The 24,806-nt window shown below is 66.7% G+C and carries 25 protein-coding genes; 16 read left to right on the top strand and 9 right to left on the bottom strand.

Annotated features, from left to right (window positions below):
• Positions 1-36: 36 nt before the first annotated feature.
• Genes N2K98_RS13165 through N2K98_RS13140 form a run of 6 tightly spaced genes read right to left on the bottom strand, consistent with a single transcriptional unit; the run spans position 37 to position 6,770 of the window.
• Entirely contained in the window at positions 37-1,575 is a 1,539-nt protein-coding gene (locus N2K98_RS13165; RefSeq protein ID WP_255865032.1) for a mannitol dehydrogenase family protein, read from the bottom strand.
• Positions 1,565-2,446 carry an ABC transporter permease gene (locus N2K98_RS13160; protein ID WP_255865033.1) on the bottom strand — a complete coding sequence of 294 codons (882 nt, stop codon included), beginning with the start codon at positions 2,444-2,446 and terminating at the stop codon, positions 1,565-1,567. Before N2K98_RS13160 ends, N2K98_RS13165 begins: the two co-directional genes overlap by 11 nt.
• On the bottom strand, positions 2,446-3,381 hold the full coding sequence (locus N2K98_RS13155; protein ID WP_255865034.1) for an ABC transporter permease: 936 nt from the start codon (positions 3,379-3,381) through the stop codon (positions 2,446-2,448). Before N2K98_RS13155 ends, N2K98_RS13160 begins: the two co-directional genes overlap by 1 nt.
• Positions 3,378-4,511 carry an ABC transporter ATP-binding protein gene (locus N2K98_RS13150; RefSeq protein ID WP_255865035.1) on the bottom strand — a complete coding sequence of 378 codons (1,134 nt, stop codon included), beginning with the start codon at positions 4,509-4,511 and terminating at the stop codon, positions 3,378-3,380. The genes N2K98_RS13155 and N2K98_RS13150 overlap by 4 nt, the downstream gene beginning before the upstream one ends.
• Positions 4,508-5,731, bottom strand: a complete 1,224-nt coding sequence (locus N2K98_RS13145; protein WP_255797030.1) for an extracellular solute-binding protein — start codon at positions 5,729-5,731, stop codon at positions 4,508-4,510. Before N2K98_RS13145 ends, N2K98_RS13150 begins: the two co-directional genes overlap by 4 nt.
• Positions 5,718-6,770: a LacI family DNA-binding transcriptional regulator gene (locus N2K98_RS13140; RefSeq protein WP_255797211.1), complete on the bottom strand. Its 1,053-nt coding sequence runs from the start codon at positions 6,768-6,770 to the stop codon at positions 5,718-5,720. Before N2K98_RS13140 ends, N2K98_RS13145 begins: the two co-directional genes overlap by 14 nt.
• Positions 6,771-6,986: 216 nt before the next feature.
• On the opposite strand from N2K98_RS13140, the gene uxaC reads away from it, so the two are divergent.
• From uxaC to tsaD, 13 genes are all read left to right on the top strand, one after another.
• Entirely contained in the window at positions 6,987-8,417 is a 1,431-nt protein-coding gene (gene uxaC / locus N2K98_RS13135) for a glucuronate isomerase (RefSeq protein ID WP_255865036.1), read from the top strand.
• Positions 8,418-8,454: 37 nt separating this feature from the next.
• The gene (gene manD / locus N2K98_RS13130) at positions 8,455-9,681 is read left to right on the top strand and encodes a D-mannonate dehydratase ManD (RefSeq protein WP_255865037.1); all 1,227 of its coding nucleotides are present in this window, start codon (positions 8,455-8,457) and stop codon (positions 9,679-9,681) included.
• On the top strand, positions 9,678-11,201 hold the full coding sequence (locus N2K98_RS13125) for a UxaA family hydrolase (protein ID WP_255865038.1): 1,524 nt from the start codon (positions 9,678-9,680) through the stop codon (positions 11,199-11,201). The genes manD and N2K98_RS13125 overlap by 4 nt, the downstream gene beginning before the upstream one ends.
• Positions 11,177-11,896, top strand: a complete 720-nt coding sequence (locus N2K98_RS13120) for a bifunctional 4-hydroxy-2-oxoglutarate aldolase/2-dehydro-3-deoxy-phosphogluconate aldolase (protein ID WP_255865039.1) — start codon at positions 11,177-11,179, stop codon at positions 11,894-11,896. The genes N2K98_RS13125 and N2K98_RS13120 overlap by 25 nt, the downstream gene beginning before the upstream one ends.
• A complete protein-coding gene (locus N2K98_RS13115; protein WP_255865040.1) occupies positions 11,893-12,897 on the top strand; it encodes a sugar kinase in 1,005 nt (334 codons plus the stop codon). The genes N2K98_RS13120 and N2K98_RS13115 overlap by 4 nt, the downstream gene beginning before the upstream one ends.
• Before the next feature lie 27 nt (positions 12,898-12,924).
• Positions 12,925-13,971 (top strand): L-glyceraldehyde 3-phosphate reductase, encoded by a 1,047-nt coding sequence (gene mgrA / locus N2K98_RS13110; protein ID WP_255797036.1) that lies wholly within the window; start codon positions 12,925-12,927, stop codon positions 13,969-13,971.
• Positions 13,972-14,496: a GNAT family N-acetyltransferase gene (locus N2K98_RS13105; RefSeq protein ID WP_255865041.1), complete on the top strand. Its 525-nt coding sequence runs from the start codon at positions 13,972-13,974 to the stop codon at positions 14,494-14,496.
• On the top strand, positions 14,493-15,743 hold the full coding sequence (gene alr, locus N2K98_RS13100) for an alanine racemase (protein ID WP_255865042.1): 1,251 nt from the start codon (positions 14,493-14,495) through the stop codon (positions 15,741-15,743). The genes N2K98_RS13105 and alr overlap by 4 nt, the downstream gene beginning before the upstream one ends.
• A complete protein-coding gene (gene tsaE / locus N2K98_RS13095; RefSeq protein WP_255865043.1) occupies positions 15,740-16,267 on the top strand; it encodes a tRNA (adenosine(37)-N6)-threonylcarbamoyltransferase complex ATPase subunit type 1 TsaE in 528 nt (175 codons plus the stop codon). Before alr ends, tsaE begins: the two co-directional genes overlap by 4 nt.
• 206 nt (positions 16,268-16,473) lie before the next feature.
• Positions 16,474-16,815, top strand: a complete 342-nt coding sequence (locus N2K98_RS13090; protein WP_255865044.1) for a hypothetical protein — start codon at positions 16,474-16,476, stop codon at positions 16,813-16,815.
• A gap of 221 nt (positions 16,816-17,036) precedes the next feature.
• Complete coding sequence (gene tsaB / locus N2K98_RS13085) at positions 17,037-17,705, top strand: tRNA (adenosine(37)-N6)-threonylcarbamoyltransferase complex dimerization subunit type 1 TsaB (RefSeq protein ID WP_255797041.1); 669 nt, start codon at positions 17,037-17,039, stop codon at positions 17,703-17,705.
• 23 nt (positions 17,706-17,728) lie between these two features.
• Positions 17,729-18,214, top strand: a complete 486-nt coding sequence (gene rimI / locus N2K98_RS13080) for a ribosomal protein S18-alanine N-acetyltransferase (RefSeq protein ID WP_255865159.1) — start codon at positions 17,729-17,731, stop codon at positions 18,212-18,214.
• On the top strand, positions 18,211-19,293 hold the full coding sequence (gene tsaD / locus N2K98_RS13075; protein ID WP_229949924.1) for a tRNA (adenosine(37)-N6)-threonylcarbamoyltransferase complex transferase subunit TsaD: 1,083 nt from the start codon (positions 18,211-18,213) through the stop codon (positions 19,291-19,293). Before rimI ends, tsaD begins: the two co-directional genes overlap by 4 nt.
• 107 nt (positions 19,294-19,400) lie before the next feature.
• Here the strand turns inward: tsaD and N2K98_RS13070 are convergent, their stop codons facing one another.
• Entirely contained in the window at positions 19,401-20,546 is a 1,146-nt protein-coding gene (locus tag N2K98_RS13070) for a glutamate--cysteine ligase (RefSeq protein ID WP_255797043.1), read from the bottom strand.
• A gap of 160 nt (positions 20,547-20,706) precedes the next feature.
• Between N2K98_RS13070 and N2K98_RS13065 the strand changes: the two genes are divergently transcribed.
• The gene (locus tag N2K98_RS13065; RefSeq protein WP_255865045.1) at positions 20,707-21,519 is read left to right on the top strand and encodes a shikimate 5-dehydrogenase; all 813 of its coding nucleotides are present in this window, start codon (positions 20,707-20,709) and stop codon (positions 21,517-21,519) included.
• Positions 21,520-21,549: 30 nt separating this feature from the next.
• Here N2K98_RS13065 and N2K98_RS13060 read toward each other — a convergent pair whose 3' ends face one another.
• Entirely contained in the window at positions 21,550-22,779 is a 1,230-nt protein-coding gene (locus tag N2K98_RS13060; protein WP_255865046.1) for a THUMP-like domain-containing protein, read from the bottom strand.
• 54 nt (positions 22,780-22,833) lie between these two features.
• On the opposite strand from N2K98_RS13060, the gene N2K98_RS13055 reads away from it, so the two are divergent.
• Together N2K98_RS13055 and N2K98_RS13050 are read left to right on the top strand one after the other, a co-directional pair.
• Entirely contained in the window at positions 22,834-24,009 is a 1,176-nt protein-coding gene (locus N2K98_RS13055) for a MalY/PatB family protein (RefSeq protein WP_255865047.1), read from the top strand.
• 53 nt (positions 24,010-24,062) lie between these two features.
• Positions 24,063-24,452: a hypothetical protein gene (locus tag N2K98_RS13050; protein WP_255865048.1), complete on the top strand. Its 390-nt coding sequence runs from the start codon at positions 24,063-24,065 to the stop codon at positions 24,450-24,452.
• Positions 24,453-24,462: 10 nt separating this feature from the next.
• Here the strand turns inward: N2K98_RS13050 and N2K98_RS13045 are convergent, their stop codons facing one another.
• A complete protein-coding gene (locus tag N2K98_RS13045) occupies positions 24,463-24,765 on the bottom strand; it encodes a hypothetical protein (RefSeq protein ID WP_255797048.1) in 303 nt (100 codons plus the stop codon).
• Between the last annotated feature and the right edge of the window lie 41 nt (positions 24,766-24,806).

Here is a 24,806-nt window from a genome sequence, read left to right as displayed (position 1 = left end):
GCCGGGGTGGTTAGGCAACCACCCCGGCCGGACCGGTTAAGGTGAGTGGCTCAGGGAGCCGAGCAACTCCGCGGCGTGGGCAGCAACGGCGGTGCGGAAGCCGGGGTTCCCGGCCACCGGGGCTGAAAAAACGCCGGGCAACTCGAACATTCGGTCCACCAGGCCGCCCTGGGGTCCCCGGGCTTTCCCGGCCAGGACTTCTGCGAGCGGATCCTGGAGCGGCAGCTCGTTGGCGAACGCATCCCGGCCGCGGTAGACGAAGACCATCCACCCGGCCACGAGCCGGGCCAGTGCCTCGGGGACCACTCCCCGGGCCAGCAGGTCTTCCACCGCTCCCAGGGCCCGCACAGGCAGCTTCTGCGATCCGTCCATCGCCACCTGCAGGGTGGTGTGGCCCAAGGCCGGGTTCCGGAAACGGGCAAGGATCCCGGCGGCGTATTCCGCCAGGTCCACACCCGGGGGCGGGCTCAGCGTTGGGAGGACTTCGGCCTGCAGTGCGGCAGCCGCGGCCGCCAGCTCCTCGTCCGCGGCTGCCTCGGCAATGGTCCGGTAGCCCCGCAGCGCCCCCAGATAGGCCAGCAGTGAATGGGTGCCGTTGAGCAGGCGCAGCTTGGCCGCTTCGAAGGGCCGCACATCCCGGGTCACCACCGCGCCGGCCAGCTCCCATGCCGGCCGCCGTGCGGCGAAATCATCCGACAGGATCCACTGCCCGAACGGCTCTGCGACAACCAGTCCCTCGTCGCGCAGGCCCAGCAGCGTCTGAGCCTCCCGCCGGTCAGCCTCGGTGGCTGCGGGGACTATGCGGTCCACCATGGTGTCCGGAAAGGAAACGGATTCGCGTACCCAGTCCCGGAAGCCGGCACCGCCGGCTGCGGCCATTTCCGTCACCAATGTGCGGGTGACGGACCCGTTGGCGCTGAGGTTGTCACACGAGATGACATTCAGCGGAGCACCCGATGAGCGGTACCGGGCGAAGAGCCCGCGGGCCAGCAGTCCCAGCGGAGTCCGGGCGGCGTCGTCGGAGTTCGCCGGCCGGCGGCTGTCCCGTTCAAGGACGGCCAGGTCCGCCGCAACGGCAGGACTATCCAGCGCCAGGTGCCCGGAGGCATCCCGGGGATACCCCTTTTCCGTGATGGTCATGGTGACCACCGTGGTTTCCCGTGCCGCCAGCGCCTGGATCACCCGCGGCGTGTCCCGGCCCGGGAAGGCAACGCCGCGCAGTGATCCGATGATGCGGGCACTGCTGTCCTCCTCCCGGGAGCCGGCGGCTTTGGTCAGCACGGTGTACAGCCCGTCCTGCGGCTGCAGGGCGTCCGCTACCTTGGCCGTCCGCCCCGTCACGCCGAGGATTCCCCATCCGGCGTCACCCGAGACAGCGGCTGCGTCTTCCGTATAGACCGCTTGGTGGGCACGGTGGAAGGCACCGAGTCCGAGATGGACCATCCCGATGCGCAGACTCCGCGGCTCCACAGCGGGTCCCGCTGCGGAACCGGCTCCGAACGCAGCGAGGGCGGACAGGCTGAGCCGTTCGGACTCCTGCCCGGCCGCGGCGGCCAGGCCTGCCTCAGTCCGCATCTTGGCGTACCTGCGAAACCAGCTGGGTGGGGTTGACGAACCGCAGCGCGATTACCAGCAGCACCATCATCATGAGCATGTAGATCACTGCCATGGCGTCCACGGACTGCTGGGCACGGATCCCTGCCCCCGTCATCGCGGTAAAGAGCGCTACGACGAGGGTGTCGGATTCGGAGTTGGACGTGAGGAAGGTCAGTTCGAACATCCCCACCGTGCGGACCAGGACCAGCACTGCCGCCGCCAGGACGCCGGGAATCAGCAGGGGAGCGAGGATCCGGACGAACATGCGCGTCATGTTGGCCCCGCACATCCGTGCTGCGGACTCGATGGACGGGTTGATCTGTTCAATGAAGGGCGTCATGGTCAGGATGACAAACGGAACCGAGGGCACCAGATTGGCAAGGATCACTCCGGTCAGCCCCGGTGCCAGGTGGTAGTACGTCAGCAGTGTTGCCAGCGGGATGCCGTAGGTGATCGGCGGCATCATGATCGGAAGCAGGAACACCAGCATCACGAGGGATTTGCCGGGGAAATTACGGCGCGCCAGGACGTACGAGGCCGGCGCCCCGATCAGCACCGACAGGCTCACCACTGCGACGGCCACAATCACCGTGGTACTGACCACCTGGCCCAGGTCGTACTCCCGCCAGGCCTCGCCGTACCATGACGCCGTGTAGCTGGACGGGAACCAGGTGTCGAACCATTGGCCGGCCAGGGAATTGACCACTACCGAGGCCACCACGCCGAAGAGCAGGATGAGGAACAGGGCCATGCCGCCCCAGACCAGGAAGGTGCCCGGGGTCGCCCTGAGGCGGCGTCGTTCGGGCGGCGGCGACGTCGGTGTCCTGTCGTTAACTGTGGTGGTGCTCATCAGCCCTTACCTCCGGTGCTTCCCTTGTACATCCGGGAGCGCCACAGCAGCACCAGGACAATGACGGCGAGCTCCACCGCTCCCATCACAATCGCGGCGGCGGACGCCAATGGATAGTCGAACTGCTGTCCCCACGCGTTGTAGGCCACGTAGGCGATGACCCGGGTGGAACCGGACGGATCTCCCACAAGGATGGCCGAGGGGAAAACGCTGAAGGCCAGTACGAAGGTCAGGCAGAACGTGATGGCAAGCCCCGGTGCCAGCAACGGAAGGGTGATTTTGCGGAACCGCTGTTTCCAGTCCGCTCCCAGCGTCCGCGCTGCGGCTTCGAGGGAGGGATCGATGCCCGAGAGGTAGGAGAGGATCAGCAGGAAAGCGAACGGGAACCCGGAAATGATGAGGGACCAGAGCACACCCCAGTAGTTCTGGACGAGGTCAAGCGGACCGACTCCGAACAACTCAAGGAACCGGTTCAGCCAGCCGCGCTGGCCGAAGAAATTCAACAGGCCTTCCGCGGTGAGGACCGTGCCCAGCGTGATGGGGATGACCAGCACAGTGGTCAGCATCCGCTTGCCGCGGAATTTTCCGCGCATTTTGTAGGCGAGGGGAATGGACGCCGCTACATTGAACACCGCGGCCGGGACGGCGAGTTTGAGAGTGATCCAGATGGACTCCAGCCCGCGCATCGAGGGATCGGTGAAGAACTTGATGTAGGCGCCGAACAGCCCGCCTTCCCGGGGCTGGAAGGAAAGCCCCAGGCCGTAGACGAACGGGTAGACGAACAGGACCAGGGCAAACAGGAGGGCCGGCACCAGCAGCAGGAGCAGCCGGTCGATGCCCCGTTCGGCCAGCCTGTGGGACAGTGCCGGCCGGGAGCCGGGCGTCGGGGCGCCGGACCCGCGGGTTTTGCCGGGTTTGCCGGTGGACACGCTCATGGCGTGGCTTCCTGCAGTTCACGTCCGGCAGGCGTTCCGCTGTCCATGGATGAGGCGAAGACAAGTACCCGCTCGTGGCGGGCTGAGACGATGATCCGCTGGCCCGGTTCGGCACGCCGGTGGGTGCGGATATGGAGCGCCTGCCCGGCGTCGGTGCGTGCCTCCACTGCAAACTCGCGTCCCTGGTACTCAACGACTTCGACTGTCGCTTCAAGCTGGGTGGTGCTGTCGGCCGCCGTCAGGGAATCGGCAATATCGAAATCTTCCGGGCGGATTCCCACCTTGACGGCGTCCCCGGGCGCCACCGGATCTTTGGTGGAGCCGGTGATGCCGGTGCCCGCCACGGACACGGTGGCGGAGCCTCCCCGGCTTTGTTCAACCACGCCGTCAAGCAGGTTCCGGTAGCCCATGAAATCGGCCACGTGCCAGTTGGCGGGATGCTCGTGCAGGTCCTGCGGCGTGCCGACCTGCTGTACCTCGCCCTGCCGCAGGACCACCAGGCGGTCGGCCAGGGACAGGGCTTCCTCCTGGTCGTGGGTGACATAGATGGTGGTCAGGCCCAGTGACTGGTGGAGCCGGCGGATCTCCGTCCGCATTTCCAGCCGCAGCTTGGCATCCAGGTTGGAGAGCGGTTCATCCATCAGGACCAGCGGCGGCCGCAGCACGACGGCGCGGGCGATGGCCACACGCTGCTGCTGGCCGCCGGACATCTGTCCGGGAAGCTTCCGGGCATGCGGTCCCAGCTGGACGAGCTCGATGGCCTCCGCGACACGGGTCTTAATCTCGGCCCGGGGCACCTTCCGCATTTCCAGTCCGAACGCGATGTTCTTTTCCACGGTGAGGTGGGGGAAGAGGGCATAGTTCTGGAAGACCATTCCAAACCCGCGTTTTTCCGGCGGCAGGCGGTCAATCTGGCGCCCGTCCATAAGGATCCGGCCGCCGGTCAGGGGAAGGAGCCCGGCCAGGCAGTTCAAGGCCGTCGACTTTCCGCAGCCCGAAGGTCCCAGCAGTGCGATGAACTCGCCGCTGCTGATGCTGAGGCTGAGGTTGGCGAGGGCTGACTGCCCACCGAAATCCCGGGCAACCCGCTGCAGTTCGAGTGTCTTGAATGCAGTGGCGTGGATGCTCATTTCTTTTCTTCAATCTTTCCGCTCGCGACTTCGGTGTCCCAGGTGTTGAACGCGGTCACGAGGTCTTCCGCGCTGATCGGAGTGGCCTTGGGATTGTCCTCGATCAGGGCGTCGTACTCCGGCCGTCCGAACTTCTTGATGATGTCCTGGCTGCTCTGGGGAGCCATGTCCAGGGTCACGTCCTCCACCGCCGGGCCGGGATAGAAATAGCCGCTGTCGTAGGTCTTGGCCTGCTGCTCAGGCGTCAGCGCATACTGCAGGACCTGGAGAATGGCAGACATCTTGTCGGCGGAAACACCCTTCGGAACAACCGCATACTGGGCATCGGTTACCCAGGTGAAGCCTTCCAGTGCCTGGACCTCGAAATTGGCCGGAACCTGTTCGAGCGCCCGCGGGTTGATGTCCCACCCGGTAGTGGTCAAGGCCATGTCCCAGGTGCCGTTCTTGAGGTTGTTCATGGTGACGCCGGTACCCGTGGGATATGAGGAGATGTTCTGGTTCAGCTGCTTGAGGTAATCCCAGGTCTTGGTCCAGCCGGCCTCCGGGTCCTTGGGATCGTCATCGCCCAGGATGTAGGGAAGGCCCATGAGGAACGTGCGTCCCGGTCCGGAGTTGGCCGGCCGCGCGTAGCCGAACTTCCCCGGGTTTTCCTGCGTCCATGCCAGCAGTTCCTCGGCGGTGGTGGGCGGGTTGGGGACCTTGTCCGGGTTGTACTCCAGCAGCGGGCCGGAGGGGTAATAGGTCAGAGCTACGCCCTTGCCCTCGGCCAGTTCCTGCATCTGTGCGGCCGGCTCCTGATAGTTATCCATATTGGACAACCGGTCCTTGTAATCCGTAGCGATCGGCACGAAAAGGTCTTCGCTGATCCCGGCGGAGAGGCCGTCGGTGCCGGTCAGCACCAGGTCGATCTGCAGGTTCCCGGCCTGCTGCTGGGCCTTGAGCTTGCCGGCCATGTCCGGGGCGCCTGCGGTTTCCCATGTCACGCCGGAGACGACGTCCGGATGTTCGCTGACGAAGTCGTTGAAGATCCCTTCCGTCAGTTGCTTGTTGCCGGCAACGTCCAGGATGTTCAACGTCACCGCCTCGGACGGGGCATCGGGAACGTCGCTGGTGGACAGCGGTTCACTGCCCGCGTCGCTGCCGGGTGCACCGCAGCCGACGGCGATCAGCGCGGCCGCCGCGAAAACGGAAAGCATCTGCATTTTCTTACTGGTGCGCATTGCTTGACCTTTCATCGAGTCCGGCTTCTTCGCGGGACGTGAGGGGTGGACGGCTGGGAACGGAAGTGGAAGCACGCACAATCAATTCGACGGGCAGGGTCTCGGGCGGCAGAGGCGGGCGGTCGGGGAAAATGCTGTCGATCAGGGCATCCACCGCCGCTGTCCCGACTTTCTGCAGCGGTGCACGGACAGTGGTCAGTGCGGGAGAAACAAGGGTTGCCGCGCTGACGTCGTCGATCCCGACAACGCTCATGTCCGCCGGAACGTTGATGCCCCTTGCCTGGAGGCGTGAGAGGATGCCGAGGGCCATCAGGTCGTTGTAGGCCAGTACTGCCGTCGCGCCGGTGGCCACGGCCAGGTCTGCTGCCGACATCCCGCCGCCGAACACCGGCCGGAACGAGCCGATTTCCGCCACCTTGAGCCCCGGTAGGTCCGACAAGGCACTGCGGATACCGTTTCGCCGTTGGCCGTCGGACCACGACGTCGCGGGCCCGCCCGCATAGGCGACCGTCCGGTGTCCCAGGGCGTACAGATGGCCCAGTGCCTGCCGCACAATCTCGGTGTCGTCCACGGTGATGCTGTGGACCTGCGGCAGCTGCCGGTTCACCAGGACCACCGTGGTGCTTTCAGTGACCGCTGCCAGATCCCGGTTGCCCATACGCGGCGAACACAGGATGAGGCCGTCCACCTGGGAGGCCAGCTTGCGCGCCAGCTCGATTTCCGTGCGCACGTCTTCATCGGAGTCGGCCACGAAGACTGCGAAACCCTCGCTCAGCGCCCGGCTCTGGACTCCCTTGGTGACGGAGGCAAAGTAGGGATTCTCGAGGTCCGGGACAACCAGGCCGAAGTTACTGGTCCGCCCGGTGATGAGGCTCCTCGCCGAAGTGTTGGCGCTGTATCCGAGTTGCCGGGCAGCGGCCAGGATCCGGTCCCGGGTGTGGGGTGCCACTAGTTCAGACGCGGAAAGGGCACGCGAAACTGTTGAAGCGGAGACGCTCGCGAGCCTCGCCACGTCCCGAACAGTCACCGCACCGGCCATCGTGGCTCCCGCCTAACATCGTTGTCGAGGCCACAAGGGTGTGGCGTAGACCACACACTGCAATCGTTTGCAAACCGTGTCAATACTTGTTTTCAGGAAAACCAAAACCCGTAACCGTGGCCGGGGAAACCCTTGCATTCCCGGTCCTTCGGCTGGATATTGGACTGCACCAGGCCCTGCAGGGCGTCGGCATTTTGTTTCAACGGAGAGGCAAACGTGAGCGAGCAGCCCCCTGGCTGGACCTTGGACCCTGACCGTGCGCTGCCGGCCGAGCCCGGTGTGAGGGCACTTGCCCGCGAAATCTACGCGGCCACGTCCCGGCTGCCGATCGTATCCATGCACGGGCATGTGGAAGTGGACCTGCTCGTGCAGGACTCTGCGTTCGAGAACCCGGCTGAATTGTTCGTCATACCGGACCACTATCTGGTCCGGATGCTGGTTTCCCAGGGGGAAAGTCCCGCGGACCTGGGAATTCCCACGCATGACGGCACACCCTTTGAAACCGATCCCCGGGAGATCTGGCGCCGGTTCTGCCGGAACTGGAAGCTTTTCCGCGGAACCCCCACCCGTTACTGGCTTGAGCATGAGCTGGCGGTGGTTTTCGGTGCGCCGGTGCCGCCGTCGGAAGAGGCCGCCGATGAGCTCTACGATTTCCTCCTGGACACCCTGTCCCGGGAGGAATTCCGCCCCCGTGCACTGCTGGACGCCTTCAACGTGGAGCTGCTCGCCACCACCGATTCCGCAGCATCCACCCTGACCGGGCATCGCAAACTTGCGGAAACCGACGGCCGCCAGCGGGTCCTTCCCACTTTCCGTCCGGACGACCTGCTGCATATCCGCAGGCCCGGCTGGGCTGCGGATATCCGGGAACTCTCCGAAGTCTCAGGCATCGAGGCAGGGGACTTCGACTCCTTCCTGGCGGCACTGCGCGGGCGCCGGGCAGCCTTCCTGCAGGCAGGAGCACGGGCCACGGACCACGGGCACCTGAGTGCGGACACCACGCCGCTGGACCCTGCCGACGCCCGGGAAATCTACGCCGCAGGACTGCGCGGAGAAGCCAGCCCGGCGCAGGCCGACGCGTTTGCCGGCGGAATGCTGTTCGAGATGGCGCGCATGTCCGCCGAGGACGGATTGGTTATGCAGCTGCATCCCGGGGTGCTCCGCAACCACCACCGGGGCATCCGGACCCGGTACGGAACGGACCAGGGGTTCGACATTCCGGTGCGGGTGGAATTCACCAGGGCACTGCAGCCGCTGCTGAACAGCTTTGGTATGGACCCGGCTTTCCGCATGGTCGTCTTCACTACTGATGAAACGGTTTATTCCCGGGAGCTTGCCCCGCTGGCGGGGGCCTATCCGGGGCTTCGGCTCGGCGCGCCCTGGTGGTTCCTGGACAGCCCCGAGCAGATGCGCCGGTTCCGTGAATCGGCGGTGGAGACGGCCGGCTTCTACAACACCAGCGGATTTGTCGATGACACCCGGGCGCTCGCCTCGATCCCGGCGCGCCACGACCTGGCCCGGCGGATTGATGCGGGGTTCCTGGCCCGGCTGGTTGCCGAGGGCAAGCTCGGCCTCGATGAAGCGGTGGAAACGGGTGCCGACCTCGCCTACCACCTGCCCCTGCAGTCCTACGCGCCCCGCTCCTGATTCCCTGCCTGCCGAACACCTGACCCAAGGAGAGACCATGGCAATCCGCTCCGCAGAAGTGCTGGTCACCAGCCCGGGCCGCAATTTTGTCACCCTGCGGCTGACCACCGATTCCGGCGTCGTCGGGCTGGGTGACGCCACGGTAAACGGCCGTGAACTGGCAGTAGTCGCCTACCTGCGGGAACACGTGGTGCCGCTGCTGATCGGGCGGGATGAACGGCGTATCGAAGACACCTGGCAGTACCTGTACCGCGGCGCGTATTGGCGGCGGGGCCCAATCACCATGGCGGCCATCGCCGCCGTCGATGTTGCCTTGTGGGACATCCTGGCCAAGGAGGCAGGGCTGCCGCTCTACCGGCTGCTGGGCGGTGCTTCACGGACGGGGTGCCTGGCCTACGGGCATGCCTCCGGCAGCAGCATGGATACGCTTTTCACCTCGATCCGGAACCATCTGGACGAGGGCTTCAAGGCAATCCGGGTACAGACCGGCGTTCCGGGCCTGGGCCAGATCTACGGCGTGGCCACGGACCAGCGGCCGGGACAGCGCTACGACTACGAGCCGGCGCTGCGGGCTCCGCTGCCCGCCGAGGAAGCGTGGGACACACGGGCGTACCTGCGCCACGTGCCGGAAGTCTTCGCCGCCGTCCGTCGGGAGTTCGGGCCCGAACTCGTCCTGCTGCATGACGGCCACCACCGGATGACCCCCAACCAGGCGGCGGCACTGGGGAAAACGCTGGAACCGTACGATCTCTTTTGGCTCGAGGACTGCACGCCGGCGGAGAACCAGGAAGCCCTGCGGCGGGTACGGTCCCAAACCACGGTTCCGCTGGCCATCGGCGAAGTGTTCAACAGCGTCTACGACTACCAGACCCTGATCACTGAACAGCTCATCGACTATGTCCGCTCCGCAGTCACGCATACGGGGGGAATCACGGCCCTGCGGAAACTGATGGACTTCGCAGCGGTGTATTCGATCAAATCCGGCTTCCACGGGCCAACCGATATTTCCCCGGTAGGCCAGGCCGCCCAGCTGCACCTGGGCCTGGCGCTGCACAACTTCGGCATCCAGGAGTATATGAAGCACTCCGCCGACACGCTGCGGGTGTTCCGGACCAGCTATGCGTTTTCCGACGGGTTGCTGCATCCGGGAGACCAGCCGGGTCTGGGTGTGGAGTACGACGACGAGCTGGCCAAGTCCTTCGACTACGCCCCGGCCTATCTGCCCGTGAACCGGTTGCTGGACGGGACGGTGCATGACTGGTGAGCGCGTCCCAGGGTTCCATCCTGCGTCTCTCACCCGCCGACGAGGTAGGCGTAGCACTGCGCTTGTTGCCGGCCGGCGTCGGGCTCAATGGACCGGACGGGGGAATCCTGATCCCGGCCGCCGACATCCCGCAGGGGCACAAAATCGCCCTGGTGGATCTTCCAGCCGGCGCGACGGTCCACAAGTACGGTCAGGCCATCGGGCGGACGACGTCGGCGGTCGCGGCGGGCGGGCACGTCCACAGCCATAACCTCGCCATGGCGGAGACAGCGGCGGCCTACGAGTTCGGGACCGCCCGGTTCCAGCCGCCGGCCGAGGAGGGCCGGCACTTCCGGGGCTACCGCCGGCGCAACGGTCTGGCTGGAACCAGGAACTACATCGGGATCCTGACCTCGGTCAACTGTTCGGCCGGCACCGCCCGGATGATCGCCGATCAGTTCCGCGGACCGGTTCTGGACGCCTTTCCCAATGTCGACGGCGTGATGGCGCTGACCCATTCAAGCGGCTGCGGAATGGTGCTGGGGAGCCCCGGGGCCGAGGTGCTGTTCCGCACCCTGTCCGGTTATGCCCGGCACCCCAATTTCGCCGGACTGCTTGTGGTTGGGCTGGGCTGCGAAATGCTGCAGGCAGACCGGCTCATTGACGACACCGTATCGGCCGACGTCGTGGAGCGGCTGGTGATCCAGGAGTCCGGCGGGGTGCGTGCCTCGGTCCGGGCCGGCGTCGAACTGGTCCGGCAGATGCTGCCGGTGGTGAACCGGCTGCAGCGCATTCCGATCGATGCCGCCGAACTGGTGCTCGGGATGAACTGCGGCGGATCGGACGGCTATTCGGGGATCACCGCGAACCCGGCGCTGGGCGTCGCGTCCGACCGCCTGATCGGCTGCGGCGGCACGTCGGTACTGGCGGAAACTCCGGAAGTCTTCGGGGCGGAGCATCTGCTGACCCGCAGGGCGGTCTCCCGGGCGGTCGGCGAGCGCCTGCTCGAGCGGCTGCAATGGTGGCAGGAATACACGGGGCATGGAGGGGGCAGCCTGGACAACAACCCGTCACCGGGCAACAAGGCCGGGGGACTAACCACCATTCTGGAGAAGTCGCTGGGGGCAGTGGCCAAAGCAGGCCGGGCAGAGCTGCGTGAAGTGGTCGACTACGCAGGACGGATCCGCGGGCCGGGGCTGGTGTTTATGGATACTCCGGGTTACGACCCCGTTTCAGTCACCGGCATTGTCGCCGGCGGAGCGAACGTAGTGTGCTTCACCACGGGGAGGGGTTCCGTTCTGGGCTGCCGGCCCGCCCCCAGCATCAAGCTCGGCACAAACACGGAACTCTTCCGGCGGATGCCGGAAGACATCGATATCAACTGCGGCGAAATCATCGATTCAGGTGTGGGTGTCGAGGAAATGGGCGCCCGGATTTTCGCCCGGATTCTTGAAACAGCTTCCGGCCGGCAGACGGTGAGTGAAGAACTGGAACTCGGACAAGAGGAGTTTGTGCCATGGCAGCTGGGAGCAGTTACGTGAGCGCCGCGGGAAGCGCAGGGCCGCTGCGGCGTCCGGCGCCGGATGCCGGGGCCTGGCTGGCTGAACTGGCAGCTTCCCCGCTCATCGTGGTCCTCCGTGCGCGGCACGCCTCGGAGTACGCCCCGGTGATGGAAGCCTTGCTGGAAGGCGGAGTGAGGCACGTGGAACTGACCCTAAGCACCGCCGGAGTGCTGGAAGCGTTGGGGGACCTTGTCCGCCAATACGGCGCGGACGCGAGGATCGGCGTCGGCACGGTCACGGATGCAGTATCCGCCGGCACCCTGATCGGGGCCGGAGCGGGATTCCTCGTCACCCCGGTGATGAGCGTTGAGGTGGTGGCTACCGCCACGGCCGCCGGCATTCCCGTGGTTCCCGGCGGCTTGACTCCCACTGAGCTTTACGCCGGCTGGCAGGCGGGTGCGCCGGCGGTCAAGGTGTTTCCGGCGTCGCTGGTCGGGCCCGGCTACGTTTCGCAGCTGCGCGGACCGTTTCCGGATATCCAGGTGATTCCGTCCGGGGGTATCGGAACGGAGGAAGCTGATGCGTGGCTGCGGGCCGGAGCCCTGGCCGTGGGCATGGGCGGTCCGCTGGTCCAGGATGCCTTCGCCGGCGGCAGCCTGGCGGGACTGAAGGAGCGCTCGCGGAAACTCGTTGCCGCAGTGGCAGCAGCGCGCGGGAGCGGGACCGGGCAGTGAGCACGCCTTCATCCCGCGGACCGGTCGCCGCCGCAGCGGGGCCGGAGGAATTCCAGCCCGCGGAGGTAGTCACGCTGGGCGAAACCATGGCCGTGCTGCGTTCGCAGCATCCGGGACCGCTGGCCCATGCCCGCAGCATGGACACGGGCATCGGCGGTGCGGAGAGCAACGTCGCCATCGGGCTTCGCCGGCTCGGCGTGGACGTCGCCTGGGTTGGAAGGGTTGGTGCTGACAGCCTTGGCGAGCTGGTGCTGAGGGAATTACGGGCTGAAGGACTCCGGGTGCTGGCCCGTATCGATCCCGAAGCACGCACCGGGTTGATGATCAAGGAACGGCGGACGCAGGAGACCGTAAAAGTCTGGTACTACCGCAACGGCAGCGCCGGTTCCCGGCTCACTGTCGGGGATGTGCCGGCCGAGGCCATCGCCGGGGCACGCCTGCTGCACATTACGGGGATTACGCCGGCGCTCTCCGCATCCGCTGCCGAGGCGGTCCGCTTCGCCGTCGACTGTGCGCACGACGCCGGAACCCAGGTATCACTGGACCTCAACTACCGCTCGGCCCTGTGGACCCCGGAGCAGGCCGCACCGGTGCTGCGGAAGCTGGTAGCCGACGCCGACATACTGTTCGCCGGCCTGGACGAGGCCGCCATTGCCCTCGGTGCTCCGCACCGGCCGGAACGGATGGCTGCCCTGCTGGCGGGCATGGGGCCGGACCAGGTGCTGCTGAAACTCGGGCCGGAGGGCGCCCTGGGACTGATCGACGGCAGCGAATACGCGCAGGACGCCGTGCAGATCCAGGCGGTCGATACCGTAGGTGCCGGTGACGCTTTCGTAGCGGGTTACCTGGCTGAACTCCTTGCCGGGGAAGGGCCGAAGGCGCGGCTGCAGACCGCTGTCCGGACCGGTGCCTTTGCCTGCCTGGGTCCGGGCGACTGGGAGAGCCTGCCGCACAGGAACGAGCTCGGCCTGCTGGATGCTGCCGAAGGTGTTCAGCGGTAAACGGGACACAGTGGCAGTATGGTGCCCATGACTTATGTTGCTGCGGACAACCGATACGAATCCATGCCTTACCGACGCGTCGGACAGAGCGGACTCCAGCTCCCGGCGGTCTCGCTGGGACTGTGGCACAACTTTGGCGATGACAAGCCCTTTGAAACCCAGCGGGCCATCCTGCGGCGGGCCTTTGACCTTGGCGTCACCCACTTTGACCTGGCGAATAACTACGGCCCGCCCTACGGCTCCGCCGAAACGAACTTCGGCAGGCACTTCCGGGACGACTTCCGTCCGTACCGTGACGAGCTGGTGATCTCCAGCAAGGCCGGCTACGACATGTGGCCGGGCCCCTACGGCAACTGGGGATCCCGCAAGTACCTGCTCTCCTCCCTGGACCAGTCACTGGAACGCATGGGCCTGGACTACGTGGACATCTTCTACAGCCACCGCCCGGACCCCGAAACGCCGCTGGAGGAAACCATGGGGGCCCTGGACACGGCAGTGCGGTCCGGCCGGGCCCTCTACGCAGGCATCTCCTCCTACTCGCCGGAAAAGACCATCGAAGCGGCCCGGATTCTCCGCGAGATGGGCACCCCGCTGCTGATCCACCAGCCCTCCTACTCCATGCTGAACCGCTGGGTGGAAGACGGCCAGCCGGACCTGTTCGCGGCCCTGGACGAAGTAGGTGCAGGTTCCATTGCCTTCTCGCCGCTGGCCCAGGGGCTGCTTACCAATAAATACCTCAACGGCGTACCGGAGGACTCCCGTGCGGCTGCCGGAAAGTCCCTGGACCAGTCCCAGCTCTCGGAGGAGAACCTGGAACGGGTGCGGGGGCTCAACAGCATCGCCGAATCACGTGGCCAGAGCCTGGCCCAGATGGCCATCGCCTGGGTGCTGCGCAGCCGGCCCGACAGTGCGTCCATTACCTCGGCCCTGATCGGCGCCTCAAGCGTGAAGCAGCTGGAAGACTCGCTGGCTGCCGTGAACAATCTGGAGTTCACCGCGGACGAGCTGCGCCGGATCGACGAATACGCTGTCGATTCCAAGATCAACCTGTGGGCAGCAGCCCTCGACGCGTAAATGGGAGCACTGACCATCCGGGAGGCCCGGCCCGGTGACTGGCCTGCCGTCTGGAACCTGATGGAACCCATCGTGCGTGCCGGAGAAACCTACTGCTGGGACACCGGCACCACCGAGGAGCAGGCCCGGCAGCTGTGGCTGGAGCCTGCTCCCACGGTGGTGTTCGTTGCCCTGAAGGACGGCAGCGTAGCCGGGACCGCGCAGCTGCACCCCAACAAGTCCGGCAACGGGAGCCACGTGGCCAACGCCTCCTTCATGACTGCCTCGGAGTTCAGCGGCCAGGGTGTTGCGCGGGCACTCGGCGAGCACGTGCTGGCCGAGGCAGCCCGCCGCGGTTACCGCTCAATGCAGTTCAACGCCGTGGTGGAAACCAACATCCGGGCAGTGGCGCTGTGGCAGTCCCTCGGCTTTTCGATCCTCGCCACCGTGCCCGAAGCCTTCCGGCATCCTGTCGAAGGGCTGACCGGCCTGCACATCATGCACCGGACCCTGGACCTGGAGGGGAGTGAAAGAATAGGGACGTGAACTACCCTGAATTCCGGCCTCCGGCCGAACGTGCTGCCGTAATCGACCTGGCTGCCATCCGGCACAATGTCCGCCACCTGGCCCACGTGGTCAGCCCCGCCCGCGTCATGGCAGTAGTCAAGGCTGACGCCTACGGGCACGGCGCCGTCGAGACCGCGCGTGCCGCAGTCGAGGCCGGCGCGGCCTGGCTGGGCGTCGCGCACATCAGTGAAGCGCTGGCACTCCGGGCCGCAGGCGTCACTGAACCGGTCCTTGCCTGGCTGCATACGCGGAATGCCGAATTCGGCGAAGCCATCCGGGCCAACGTGGATCTCGGGGTTTCCGGCTGGGATCTGGACGCCGTGGTCGCAGCCGCCCGGGAACTGGAAATGCCGGCACGGGTGCACCTGAAGATAGACACGGGGCTGGGCCGAAACGGCTGCCCGGAGGACCTCTGGGAAGCCTTTGTGGGGAGGGCCCTGGCCTATCAGGAAGAGGGCCTGCTGCGCGTGGTCGGGATCTTCTCCCACTTCGCCGTCGCGGACGAACCCCACCGTCCGGAAACCGATGAGCAGCTGCGGAAGTTCCGCGAGGCCGTCGCCGTGGCCGAAGACGCCGGCGTGGACCGCGAGGTACGGCACATCGCCAATACCCCGGGGGCGTTGTCCCGCCCGGATGCCCACTTTGACCTGGTCCGGATCGGGCTGGGCATGTACGGGCTGTCGCCGTTCGCCGGACAGACCTCCGCGGAGCTGGGCCTGCGCCCGGCCATGAGCCTGAAGACCACCATCGCTGCGTGCAAGGAAGTGCCGGCCGGCCAGGGAGTCTCCTACGGGCTGCACTACCGTACCAAGGAGCCGACCACGCTGGCCCTGATCCCGTTGGGCTATGCCGACGGCATCCCCCGGGTTGCCACCGGCGCACCCGTCCAGGTGGACGGACAGACGTACCCGGTGGTGGGACGCATCGCCATGGACCAGATGGTGATTGACCTGCACCGGACCGGTATTGCCGGCACAGCTGATTCCTTCGAGGGCCGGGAAGTCGTTCTCTTCGGCGGCGAGGGCCAGCCGAGCGTCGATGAATGGGCGTCTGCGGCCGGGAGTATCAATTACGAGATCATCACCCGGATCAGCGGCCGGGTCCAGCGCGTGTATGTGGACAGCGCAGCGGACGACGACGCATCCGCCCCGCCCATCGCGTTGGAAGCAGCGCCCGGAGCGCAGGATGCAGAAGGCGAACAGGCACAGGCGGTACAGGCCAAGTGACGCAGGAACCTGCTTGGGAAGCTGAATTCCGGACCAACGGTGCCGAAGAGACCCAGGCGCTCGCCGAACGCCTCGGCCGCGTCCTGCGCCGCGGGGACCTGCTGCTGCTTACCGGCGAACTGGGCGCCGGTAAAACCACCTTCACCCAGGGCCTCGGTGCCGGGCTGGGGGTGCGGCCGGGCATCATTTCGCCGACCTTCGTCCTGGTCCGCGAACACCCGAACCTCGGGACCGGACCTGACCTCATCCACGTGGATGCGTACCGGCTGGGGTCCGAAGGAGAGGTGGACGACATCGACCTCGAAGCCTCAATGGACCGCTCGGTCACGGTGGTTGAGTGGGGGCACGGATTGGTGGAGCACCTCTCCGACAGCCGGCTGGAAGTGACCCTGGTCCGCGCCGTGGGCGGTGACGCTCCGGGTGCCCCGGGCACGGACTACTCCGACGAGGATACCGACGAAGAGCGCACCATCCGGGTGGCCGGCTACGGTCCGCGCTGGGCGAAGGCCCCGGACCTGGGCTGAGAACCTGCACCTGGGCTGGGGCAGCCGGACGCGGTGCAGGCCATGGGTAGTTCTGCCCATGGCAAAGGAGCCGGGTCAGGGTAGTGTTCCGGGGTAGTACACGGAGACACCTCGGCCGCGGCAGTACCACAGGGCGCTGCCGCGGTGAGCACACTGGGGAAACGTGACCGCTTGCGGTGAAGGGGTGGAGAGAAGGTTCAGGAAATATGGGATTCCTTCTGGGACTCGCGTTGAGCCTGGCCACGATTTTCCAGGGCTGGCGGGCGTACACGGGCCGGTGGCGTACCTGGATCGGCTACCCAGGGCTCTTACCCCGCCTCCGCGCCTACCCCATGCTCGGAATGCTCTACGGGGGAATCGGCCTGCTGGCGGGCACTGTCCTGGTGGAAGCAGACACCGATTCCCTGCCGCGGCCGGTCCTGGCTGTGTTGATGATGATCTTCCTTGCCGGCATCTGGACGTTGCTGATCAGCGTTTTCTGGCTGCCCCGGTTCATGGTGCCACGCTGGGTGGAAGCCGCCGAACGGGCGAACGGACTTCGGCCATGATCGACACCGGACGCTGCAACCGCCTGTTCCGGCCGGCTGGGAAAACACCGGAGGGACGGTGCGGCAGCACCCGCGGCGAATCGGGTCCGGTTCTTTGGGCGTGGCCGGCGGGTGCCATGTACCGCACCCTCGTGGCAGCCCTGGCGGGCGTGACGGCTCCGGTTCCCACCCGGCCGGCAGCAGAAAAAAGGTAAGCCGGGCAGCGCCGTAGAATAGGAACCGTGCTGATTCTCTCCATTGATACCTCCGCCATCGCCAGTGCGGCACTGCTCAGCGGGGAGGGAGAGATCCTGGCGTCGTTCGCCACCGAAGACACCCGCTCCCACGCCGAAGTCCTCGCCCCAGGCATCGCCGGCCTGCTGGCCGAAGCCGGGATGGCCGGGCAGGACCTGGATGCAGTGGTCGTAGGGGTAGGTCCCGGCCCCTTCACGGGCCTGCGCGCCGGAATCGCCACCGCCCGAACCCTCGCCTTCGCCTGGGACAAGCCGCTGCACGGGGTGATGAGCCTGGACGCGATTGCCGTGGACGCAGCCCTGGATGCCTGGCGCCTGGGCATTGACGAGTTCGCCGTCGCCACCGATGCCCGGCGCAAAGAGGTCTACTGGGCGGCTTACCGCAGCACCGGCGGCACGCCGGAACTGCTGGACGGGCCGCACGTGACCGCCCCCGGCGAGGTTCCCGCGCTCCCCGTGTACGGAGCAGGAGCCGGCCTGTACCCGGACACCCTGCACGCCGTGGAGGGTTTCGCCGACGCGCAGCCCACCGCCGCCGCACTGGGACGCACCGCCGTCGTCCGTTTGGTCCGCGGGCTGCCGCTGCTGCCCAGCACCCCGCTCTACCTGCGCGAATCCGACGCCAAGGTCCCCGGCCCGCGGAAGCGCGCACTGTGACCGGGCCGGTGCGCATCCGGCAGATGGACGTCGACGACATTCCCGCCGTCGATGCCTTGGAACGCCGCCTGTTTCCCGTCGACGCGTGGCCGCTGCAGATGTTCCACGACGAGCTGGCCCAGACGTCCACCCGCTCCTATTACGTGGCGGTGGACCCGGCCGGAACCGTCATCGGCTATGCCGGCCTGATGTGTGTGCTGCCGATCGCGGACGTCCAGACCATCGCCGTCGTGCCCGAAAACGAAGGATCCGGCATCGGTTCGCGGCTGCTCACCACCCTGGTGGACGAAGCCAAGCAGCGCGGCGCCGAGGACGTGCTCCTGGAAGTGCGGGACGACAACCCGCGCGCCCAGCGCCTGTACCGCTGGTTCGGCTTCGAACAGATCCATGTCCGGCCGCGCTATTACCGCGACGGCGCCTCCGCGCTGATCATGCGCCTGCCCCTGGCCGAGTGGTCCGGCGCTCCGACGGTTACCGGGACTGCAACAGAAACGAAGGACAGTAAATGAACCGCACCGACCCCCTGGTGCTCGGCATCGAATCCTCCTGCGACGAAACGGGAATCGGAATTGTCCGGGGGACCGATCTGCTGACCAACACGGTGTCCTCCTCGATGGAGGAACACGTGCGGTTCGGCGGCGTTATCCCCGAGATTGCTTCTCGCGCGCACCTGGACGCCATGGTCCCGGCACTGCAGGCGGCCCTGGCCGAAGCGGGCGTGACGCTCGCCGACCTTGACGCTATTGCCGTTACCTCCGGCCCGGGCCTGTCCGGGGCACTGATGGTGGGGGTCAGCGCCGCGAAGGCTCTGGCCCTGGCCACGGGCAAGCCGCTCTACGCCATCAACCATCTGGTGGCCCACGTGGGGGTGGGCGTGCTCGACGGCGGCGCCCTGCCGGAAAACCTCGGGGCGCTGCTGGTCTCCGGCGGGCACACCGAGATCCTTCGCGTAGCCGACCTCACGAGCGATGTGGAACTGCTCGGTTCCACCATCGACGACGCCGCGGGCGAGGCTTATGACAAGGTGGCCCGCATCCTCGGGCTGGGCTACCCCGGCGGACCGGCCATTGACCGGCTGGCGAGGGAAGGCAACCCGAAGGCCATCCGCTTCCCGCGCGGACTGACCCAGCCCAAGTACATGGGCACTGCCGAAGCGCCGGGGCCGCACCGCTACGACTGGTCCTTCTCCGGGCTCAAGACGGCCGTGGCCCGCTGCGTGGAGCAGTATGAGGCAGCCGGGCAGGACCTTCCGGTGGCCGACATTGCCGCGTCCTTCCAGGAAGCCGTGGTGGACGTGATTACCGCCAAGGCGGTGCTGGCCTGCACGGAGCACGGTATTACCAACCTGCTCCTGGGCGGGGGAGTGGCGGCCAACTCGAGGCTGCGCGCCCTGACCGAGGAACGCTGCTCCGCGGCGGGCATCAAACTGCGGGTCCCGCCGATTTCCCTGTGCACCGACAACGGCGCCATGGTGGCCGCGCTCGGCGCGCAGGTGGTCATGGCCGGCGGCGAACCCTCGGGGATCGGCTTCGGCACGGATCCGTCACTCCCGGTGACCAGCATTCACGTGGCGGCGGCCGGCGCCTGACCGGCGGGTCCGGCGGGTCCGGCGGCTGACGTACGCTTCCGGCGCCTGACGACGAAAGGGCCCCGGCGGAATACCGCCGGGGCCCTTTCGTACGCAGGAAACGGAGCCTAGGCGCCGCGCAGCCGGCGGATACCGTCGAAGACGACGGCGCGCAGGTCGCCGTCGTTCTCTTCCGCTACCCGGCGCTGCTGCTGGTATCCGGCGCCGCGCTCGATGATGGTCCGGACGTCGGCCAGTTCGGCGCTGCAGCCCAGTTCGGCGGCGATCGGTGCCAGCCGGGGCAGGACGTCCTCGAGCAGGTGGTCGGTGACCAGCTTTTCGTTGCCCTCGGCATCGAGGATCACGATGGCTTCCAGGCCGTACCGCGCCGCACGCCACTTGTTTTCCTGGACGTGCCAGGGCGGCATGGTGGGGATGGTGCCGCCGGCGTCGATGATCGAGGAGAACTCGTGAACCAGGCACTGCGTGAGTGCGGCGATGGCCCCCACGTCCTGGATGTCCGCCAACCCGTCGCAGACGCGCATCTCGATGGTGCCCAGCCCCGGAACGGGCCGGATGTCCCACCGGATTTCACTGATCGAGTCGATGACACCGGTGGTGAACATGTCCTGGACGTAGGACTCGTACTCGGCCCAGGAGCCGAACTGGAACGGAAGGCCCGCGGTGGGCAGCTGCTGGAACATCAGGGCGCGCTGCGAGGCGTAGCCGGTGTCTTCCCCGGACCAGAACGGGGAGGAGGCGGACAGGGCCTGGAAATGCGGGAAGTAGTTCACCAGCCCGTCCAGCACGGGCAGCACCTTGTCCCGGCTGTCCAGTCCCACATGGACGTGTACCCCGTAAATGAGCATCTGCTGGCCCCACCACTGGGTCCGGTCAATGAGTTTGGCGTAGCGTTCCTTGTCCGTGACCGGCTGCGAACGCGGTGTGCTGAACGGGTGGGAACCTGCGCAGAACAGTTCGACGCCCATCGGGTCGGTCACCCGCCGGACCGCAGCGAGTGAACGGGCAAGATCCGCCTTGGCCTCCGCGACGGTGCCGCAGATCCCGGTCACCAGTTCAACGGTGTTTTCCAGCAGTTCCTGCTTGATGTGCGGATGTTCGTCATCTTCATGCAGGGCGGGGTCATTGACGTTCACGCCGCGCAGCACCTCATCCGCCACGGAGACCAGGTCTCCCGTAGTGCCGTCCACAAGGGCCAGCTCCCACTCGACTCCCAATGTTGACTGGGCCGACTTGGCGAACTCGATTTCCAAACTGTCTCCTGCTTTATGCGTTACCACTGAAGTACTCGGACCCGCATCTTTGCGTTGAGAACCGTACCAATCCTATAGCCGCGCGACGCCTGCTCCGGGCCTCGGCCCCGAACACGCCGGGAAATCGAACGCAGCGGGCAGCCGCAGACATAATGGGGGAATGCCGATCCTGAACAAAGACATGACCCTGTGCATTTCCCTGGCCGCGCGGCCCAGCAACATCGGTACGCGTTTCCACAACTACCTGTATGACCAGCTGGGCCTGAACTACGTGTACAAGGCGTTCGCCCCCGCGGACCTGGCACAGGCCATTGCCGGGGTGCGCGGCCTGCCGATCCGCGGCTGCGCCGTGTCCATGCCGTACAAGGAAGAAGTGATTGCGCTCGTGGACCGGATGGATCCGTCCGCGAAGGCCATCGAATCGGTGAACACGATAGTCAACGACGACGGCGTGCTCACCGCCTACAACACCGATTACCTGGCCATCGCCCGGCTGCTGCGGGACCACCGGGTGCCGGCCACGCACTCGGTGCTGCTGCGCGGATCCGGCGGCATGGCCAAGGCGGTGGCCGCAGCCCTGCGGGACGCGGGGTTCTCCGATGTCACGGTGGTTGCCCGCAACGAGGCCACCGGCCGTGCGCTTGCCGACCTTTACGACTTCGCCTGGCAGGCGGAGCCCGGCACGTCCACGGCGGATCTGCTCATCAACGTCACCCCGCTGGGCATGTCCGGGCAGGACGAGGACGTGCAGTCCTTCGGCGACGACGCCGTGGCCGCCGCACGGGTGGTGTTCGACGTCGTCGCGCTGCCCGCGGAAACCCCGCTGATCGCTGCCGCCCGCGCCGCCGGAAAACCGGTGATCACCGGAGCGGAAGTCATTGCCATCCAGGCCGAGGAACAGTTCGTGCTCTACACGGGGGTGCGCCCGACGCCGGAGCAGGTGCGCGAAGCCAGCGAGTTCTCCCGTTCCTGACCCGTTTTGCCGAGCCGGCGCCCGCACCGCCTATGCGGAGGGAACCGGTTCCACCACCAGGGCCACGCGGTCCTCGCCGATCCGGGTGAGGACCAGCGTGGCTTTCTTTTCCCCCCGGTTTCCCCCCTTCCCCGAGCCGGTGAGCAGGGCCTTGCGCAGCTCCTCCGGCGTCACTGACATTCCCCGCTTCTTGATGTCCAGCACACCGATCCGGTTTTCCCGGACCCAGGCCTTCAACGCCTTCACGTTGTACGGGCGGACTTCGAGGATGCGGTAGGCCCGGGCAAACGGGGTATCGCGCAGTTCAGGGGCGCAGATGTAGGCGATATGCGGATCCAGGAGATGCCCGTCCAGGGTGGCCGCGACGTCGGCCACCAGCCCGGCCCGGATCACCGCGCCGTCGGGCTCGTACAGGTAGCCCTCGGCGGGGCCGGTTCCCACGTCCTGGGCGGCGGCGTCGTAGTCCACCGGGGAGGTCAGCTCGGCTGCGCCGCCGGAACCGATCACCAGGGCGGCACGCCGGACGCCCTCGCGGCGCAGCGCGTTGAACCACAGGGTCGCCTCGGTGACGTCGCCGTCCACGGACACCCACTGCGCCTCGCAGCCGGCCGGCACTGCTTCGTGCGGGATGCCGGGACCCATCTTCACGCCGACGGGGAGGCCGGAATCCGCCAGGGACTCCACAAAGGACAGGGGAGGGGAGAAGGCCTCCGGGTCGAAGATGCGGGTGGTGCCCGACGTCGACGTGGTCCTGCGCGCCGGATCCAGCCACACGCCGTCGAACCCGGTCAGGTCGAATTCCTCGGCGCGGCCCTGGACCACCGTTGCTTCCGGCCAGGGCATGAGGTTGATGGTGGCTGCCGCAGCGGTGATCTCATCCAGTTCGACGGCGGTCACCTGCCGGTCCAGGGTAGCCAGGGCGAGGGAATCGGCACCGATTCCGCAGCCGAGGTCCGCCACCTTCTCCAGTCCGGCCTCCTGATAGCGGCGGGCGTGCAGTGCGGCCACGTTCAGCCGGGTGGCCTGCTCCAGGCCGGGCTGCGTGAAGACCATGTGCTCGGCGAACGGGCCGAACTTCGCCCGGGCCTTCATCCGCAGCTTCGCCTGGGTCAGCACAGCGGCCACCAGCTCCGGGGAATGCCCGGCCTTGCGCAGATCCGTGTTCAGCTTCAGGGACTCGGATTCGAGATACGGGGGAAGCGAGTTCAGCAGCTGCCATCCCTCGGGGGTCAGAACATGGGCAAGGGAAGTATCGGGCATGCCCTCCAGCCTAGTTGTTCTGCCCGCGGGCACGTTAGCTGTAGGTTGGGCGGCATGACGAAGATCGCCGCCGAGCCGCTGGCTGCACTGCGGGCACGCACCAGTTACAAATGGCAGACCTATCCGGCCGACGTGCTGCCGCTGTTCGTGGCCGAAATGGATTACCCGCTGGCGGAACCGGTGCAGCGGGCCATCATCGACCGGGTGCTGGCCTCGGACACCGGGTATATCGCCGGGCCTGCGCCGGTGGCGCAGGCCTTCGCGGGGTTTGCCGCCCGGACCTGGGCCTGGGCGGTGGATCCGGATGACGTGCGGAGCACCACGGATGTGAGCGTGGCGATTGTGGAATGCCTGCGGCGGGCAGTACCCGCGGAAGGCAGCGTGGTCATCACTCCGCCGGTCTACCCGCCGTTCTTTGAGCTGCCGCTGGAAGCGGACTCCTCGGTGGTGGAGGTTCCGCTCCTGTTGAACGGTGAGGGCTGGGAACTGGACCTGCCCGGGCTGGAGCGGGCCTTTGCCCGCGGCGCGGACGCCCTGCTGCTGTGCAACCCGCACAATCCGCTGGGACTGGTTCACTCGGCCGAGACCCTGCGGGCGCTCGCGGACCTCTCAGCGAAGTACGGCGTGGCCGTGATCAGCGACGAGATCCACGCACCGTTGACCTACGCGCCCGGGGAGTTCACTCCGTACCTCACCGTCTCGGAGAACGCACGGGAATACGGCCTCTGCGTCACGGCCGCCAGCAAGGCGTGGAATATTGCCGGTACCAAGTGCGCGGTGATGATCGGCCAAAGCGACCGGACCCGGTTGATGCTGGCGTCCATGCCCGAGGAAGTCTCCGCCCGCACCAGCATCCTCGGCCTGCATGCCACGGCGGCGGCCTATAACGACGGCGGTGCCTGGCTTGCCGGGGTGATGGAATCCTTGGCCGCGAACCGGCGCCTGTTGGCTGAGCTTTTGGCGGAGCGGTTGCCGGGCGTGGGGTACCGCCCGCCGTCGGCCGGCTACCTCGCCTGGCTGGATTTGCGGGCTCTGGGCTGGGGAGACGATCCCGCGGCGGTGGCCCTGGAACAGGCACGGGTGGCGCTGGAGCCGGGGCCGCGGTTCGGGCACCAGGGCGCCGGATTTGTCCGGCTGAACTTCGCCTGCTCCCCGGAGGTGCTGGCCGAGGCCGTGGGGCGGCTCGCCGCAGTGGCAGGCCAGGCGGGCCGGCGGAATATATTAGGCTGACCCGCGCACGTGTGTCTCCTGGAGTTACAACAAATTGAATGAGTGCTGAATAGATGAACGCCGATACTCTCGTGGCATTGATTCTGATTCCGATGGGAATCATTCTTATGCTTTGCGGTCTCCTCGTTTACAACGGCAGGTTCCGCCACTATCGGACCGGTCTCAACATTGTGATGTCCGGGGAGCCGGCGCTTGCCATAACGTACCTTGGTGCGGCTTTTATTCTGATGCCGCTGACGCAGTTCGCCATGGACGGTGGGCTAAACGCGCTGGTGACCATGTTCTTGATCCTTCTGATGTTCATTGCTGGAATATTGGGGGTCCTGGGCAGTTTCTGGATGCCGCCGTTCCTCCAGCCGCAGTGGATACGAGATGAAAAGAGAGCCGCACGGCGTCGGCGCATGGAAGAAGCGGCGAGGCAGGCCAGCGGAGGCGGTAGGTAACCGGCGGGGGCTATGCAGCCGGGGCGAGGACGCTTAACTGGCGGGGTGCAAACGTTCCCTGGATCAGCCCGCCGGTCAGCACGGGCAGGTGCCCGGTTTCCGAACTGTGCGACAGTGCCGCCAGTGCCCCGTCGGTTGCGGAGGCTTTCTGAAGGTCCAAAACCACGAACAGGCCGGGAAGGGCAGCGTTGGCACGTCTGGCCAGCACGTACAGGACCCTGCAGTTCTGCTCGGTGACCCGCCCATGCACCTCAAGGCATGCCTGACGCGCGTCCAGATCAAGCCGGACAGCTACGCGCAGTTTGGACTCCATCGCAGGTCCTTCCCAAGAGACCGGTGTGTGGGTCTCTCAAC

It is taken from the genome of Arthrobacter jinronghuae (genome assembly GCF_025244825.1).
GTDB lineage: Bacteria > Actinomycetota > Actinomycetes > Actinomycetales > Micrococcaceae > Arthrobacter_B > Arthrobacter_B jinronghuae.
The sequence above is the reverse complement of the archived record's forward strand: the minus strand, read 5'-3'. Positions and strand labels throughout refer to the sequence as shown.

Excerpts from the sequence above, each read along its gene's own strand:
- N2K98_RS13145 (WP_255797030.1), bottom strand. The coding sequence starts at position 5,731 with ATGCGCACCAGTAAGAAAATGCAGATGCTTTCCGTTTTCGCGGCGGCC.
- N2K98_RS13045 (WP_255797048.1), bottom strand. The coding sequence starts at position 24,765 with ATGGAGTCCAAACTGCGCGTAGCTGTCCGGCTTGATCTGGACGCGCGT.
- N2K98_RS13065 (WP_255865045.1), top strand. The coding sequence starts at position 20,707 with ATGCCGATCCTGAACAAAGACATGACCCTGTGCATTTCCCTGGCCGCG.
- N2K98_RS13055 (WP_255865047.1), top strand. The coding sequence starts at position 22,834 with ATGACGAAGATCGCCGCCGAGCCGCTGGCTGCACTGCGGGCACGCACC.
- N2K98_RS13120 (WP_255865039.1), top strand. The coding sequence starts at position 11,177 with ATGGCAGCTGGGAGCAGTTACGTGAGCGCCGCGGGAAGCGCAGGGCCG.
- N2K98_RS13090 (WP_255865044.1), top strand. The coding sequence starts at position 16,474 with ATGGGATTCCTTCTGGGACTCGCGTTGAGCCTGGCCACGATTTTCCAG.
- N2K98_RS13105 (WP_255865041.1), top strand. The coding sequence starts at position 13,972 with ATGGGAGCACTGACCATCCGGGAGGCCCGGCCCGGTGACTGGCCTGCC.
- manD (WP_255865037.1), top strand. The coding sequence starts at position 8,455 with ATGGCAATCCGCTCCGCAGAAGTGCTGGTCACCAGCCCGGGCCGCAAT.
- N2K98_RS13050 (WP_255865048.1), top strand. The coding sequence starts at position 24,063 with ATGAACGCCGATACTCTCGTGGCATTGATTCTGATTCCGATGGGAATC.
- N2K98_RS13150 (WP_255865035.1), bottom strand. The coding sequence starts at position 4,511 with ATGAGCATCCACGCCACTGCATTCAAGACACTCGAACTGCAGCGGGTT.
- mgrA (WP_255797036.1), top strand. The coding sequence starts at position 12,925 with ATGACTTATGTTGCTGCGGACAACCGATACGAATCCATGCCTTACCGA.
- tsaD (WP_229949924.1), top strand. The coding sequence starts at position 18,211 with ATGAACCGCACCGACCCCCTGGTGCTCGGCATCGAATCCTCCTGCGAC.
- N2K98_RS13155 (WP_255865034.1), bottom strand. The coding sequence starts at position 3,381 with ATGAGCGTGTCCACCGGCAAACCCGGCAAAACCCGCGGGTCCGGCGCC.
- rimI (WP_255865159.1), top strand. The coding sequence starts at position 17,729 with ATGGACGTCGACGACATTCCCGCCGTCGATGCCTTGGAACGCCGCCTG.
- N2K98_RS13165 (WP_255865032.1), bottom strand. The coding sequence starts at position 1,575 with ATGCGGACTGAGGCAGGCCTGGCCGCCGCGGCCGGGCAGGAGTCCGAA.
- N2K98_RS13140 (WP_255797211.1), bottom strand. The coding sequence starts at position 6,770 with ATGGCCGGTGCGGTGACTGTTCGGGACGTGGCGAGGCTCGCGAGCGTC.
- N2K98_RS13060 (WP_255865046.1), bottom strand. The coding sequence starts at position 22,779 with ATGCCCGATACTTCCCTTGCCCATGTTCTGACCCCCGAGGGATGGCAG.
- N2K98_RS13160 (WP_255865033.1), bottom strand. The coding sequence starts at position 2,446 with ATGAGCACCACCACAGTTAACGACAGGACACCGACGTCGCCGCCGCCC.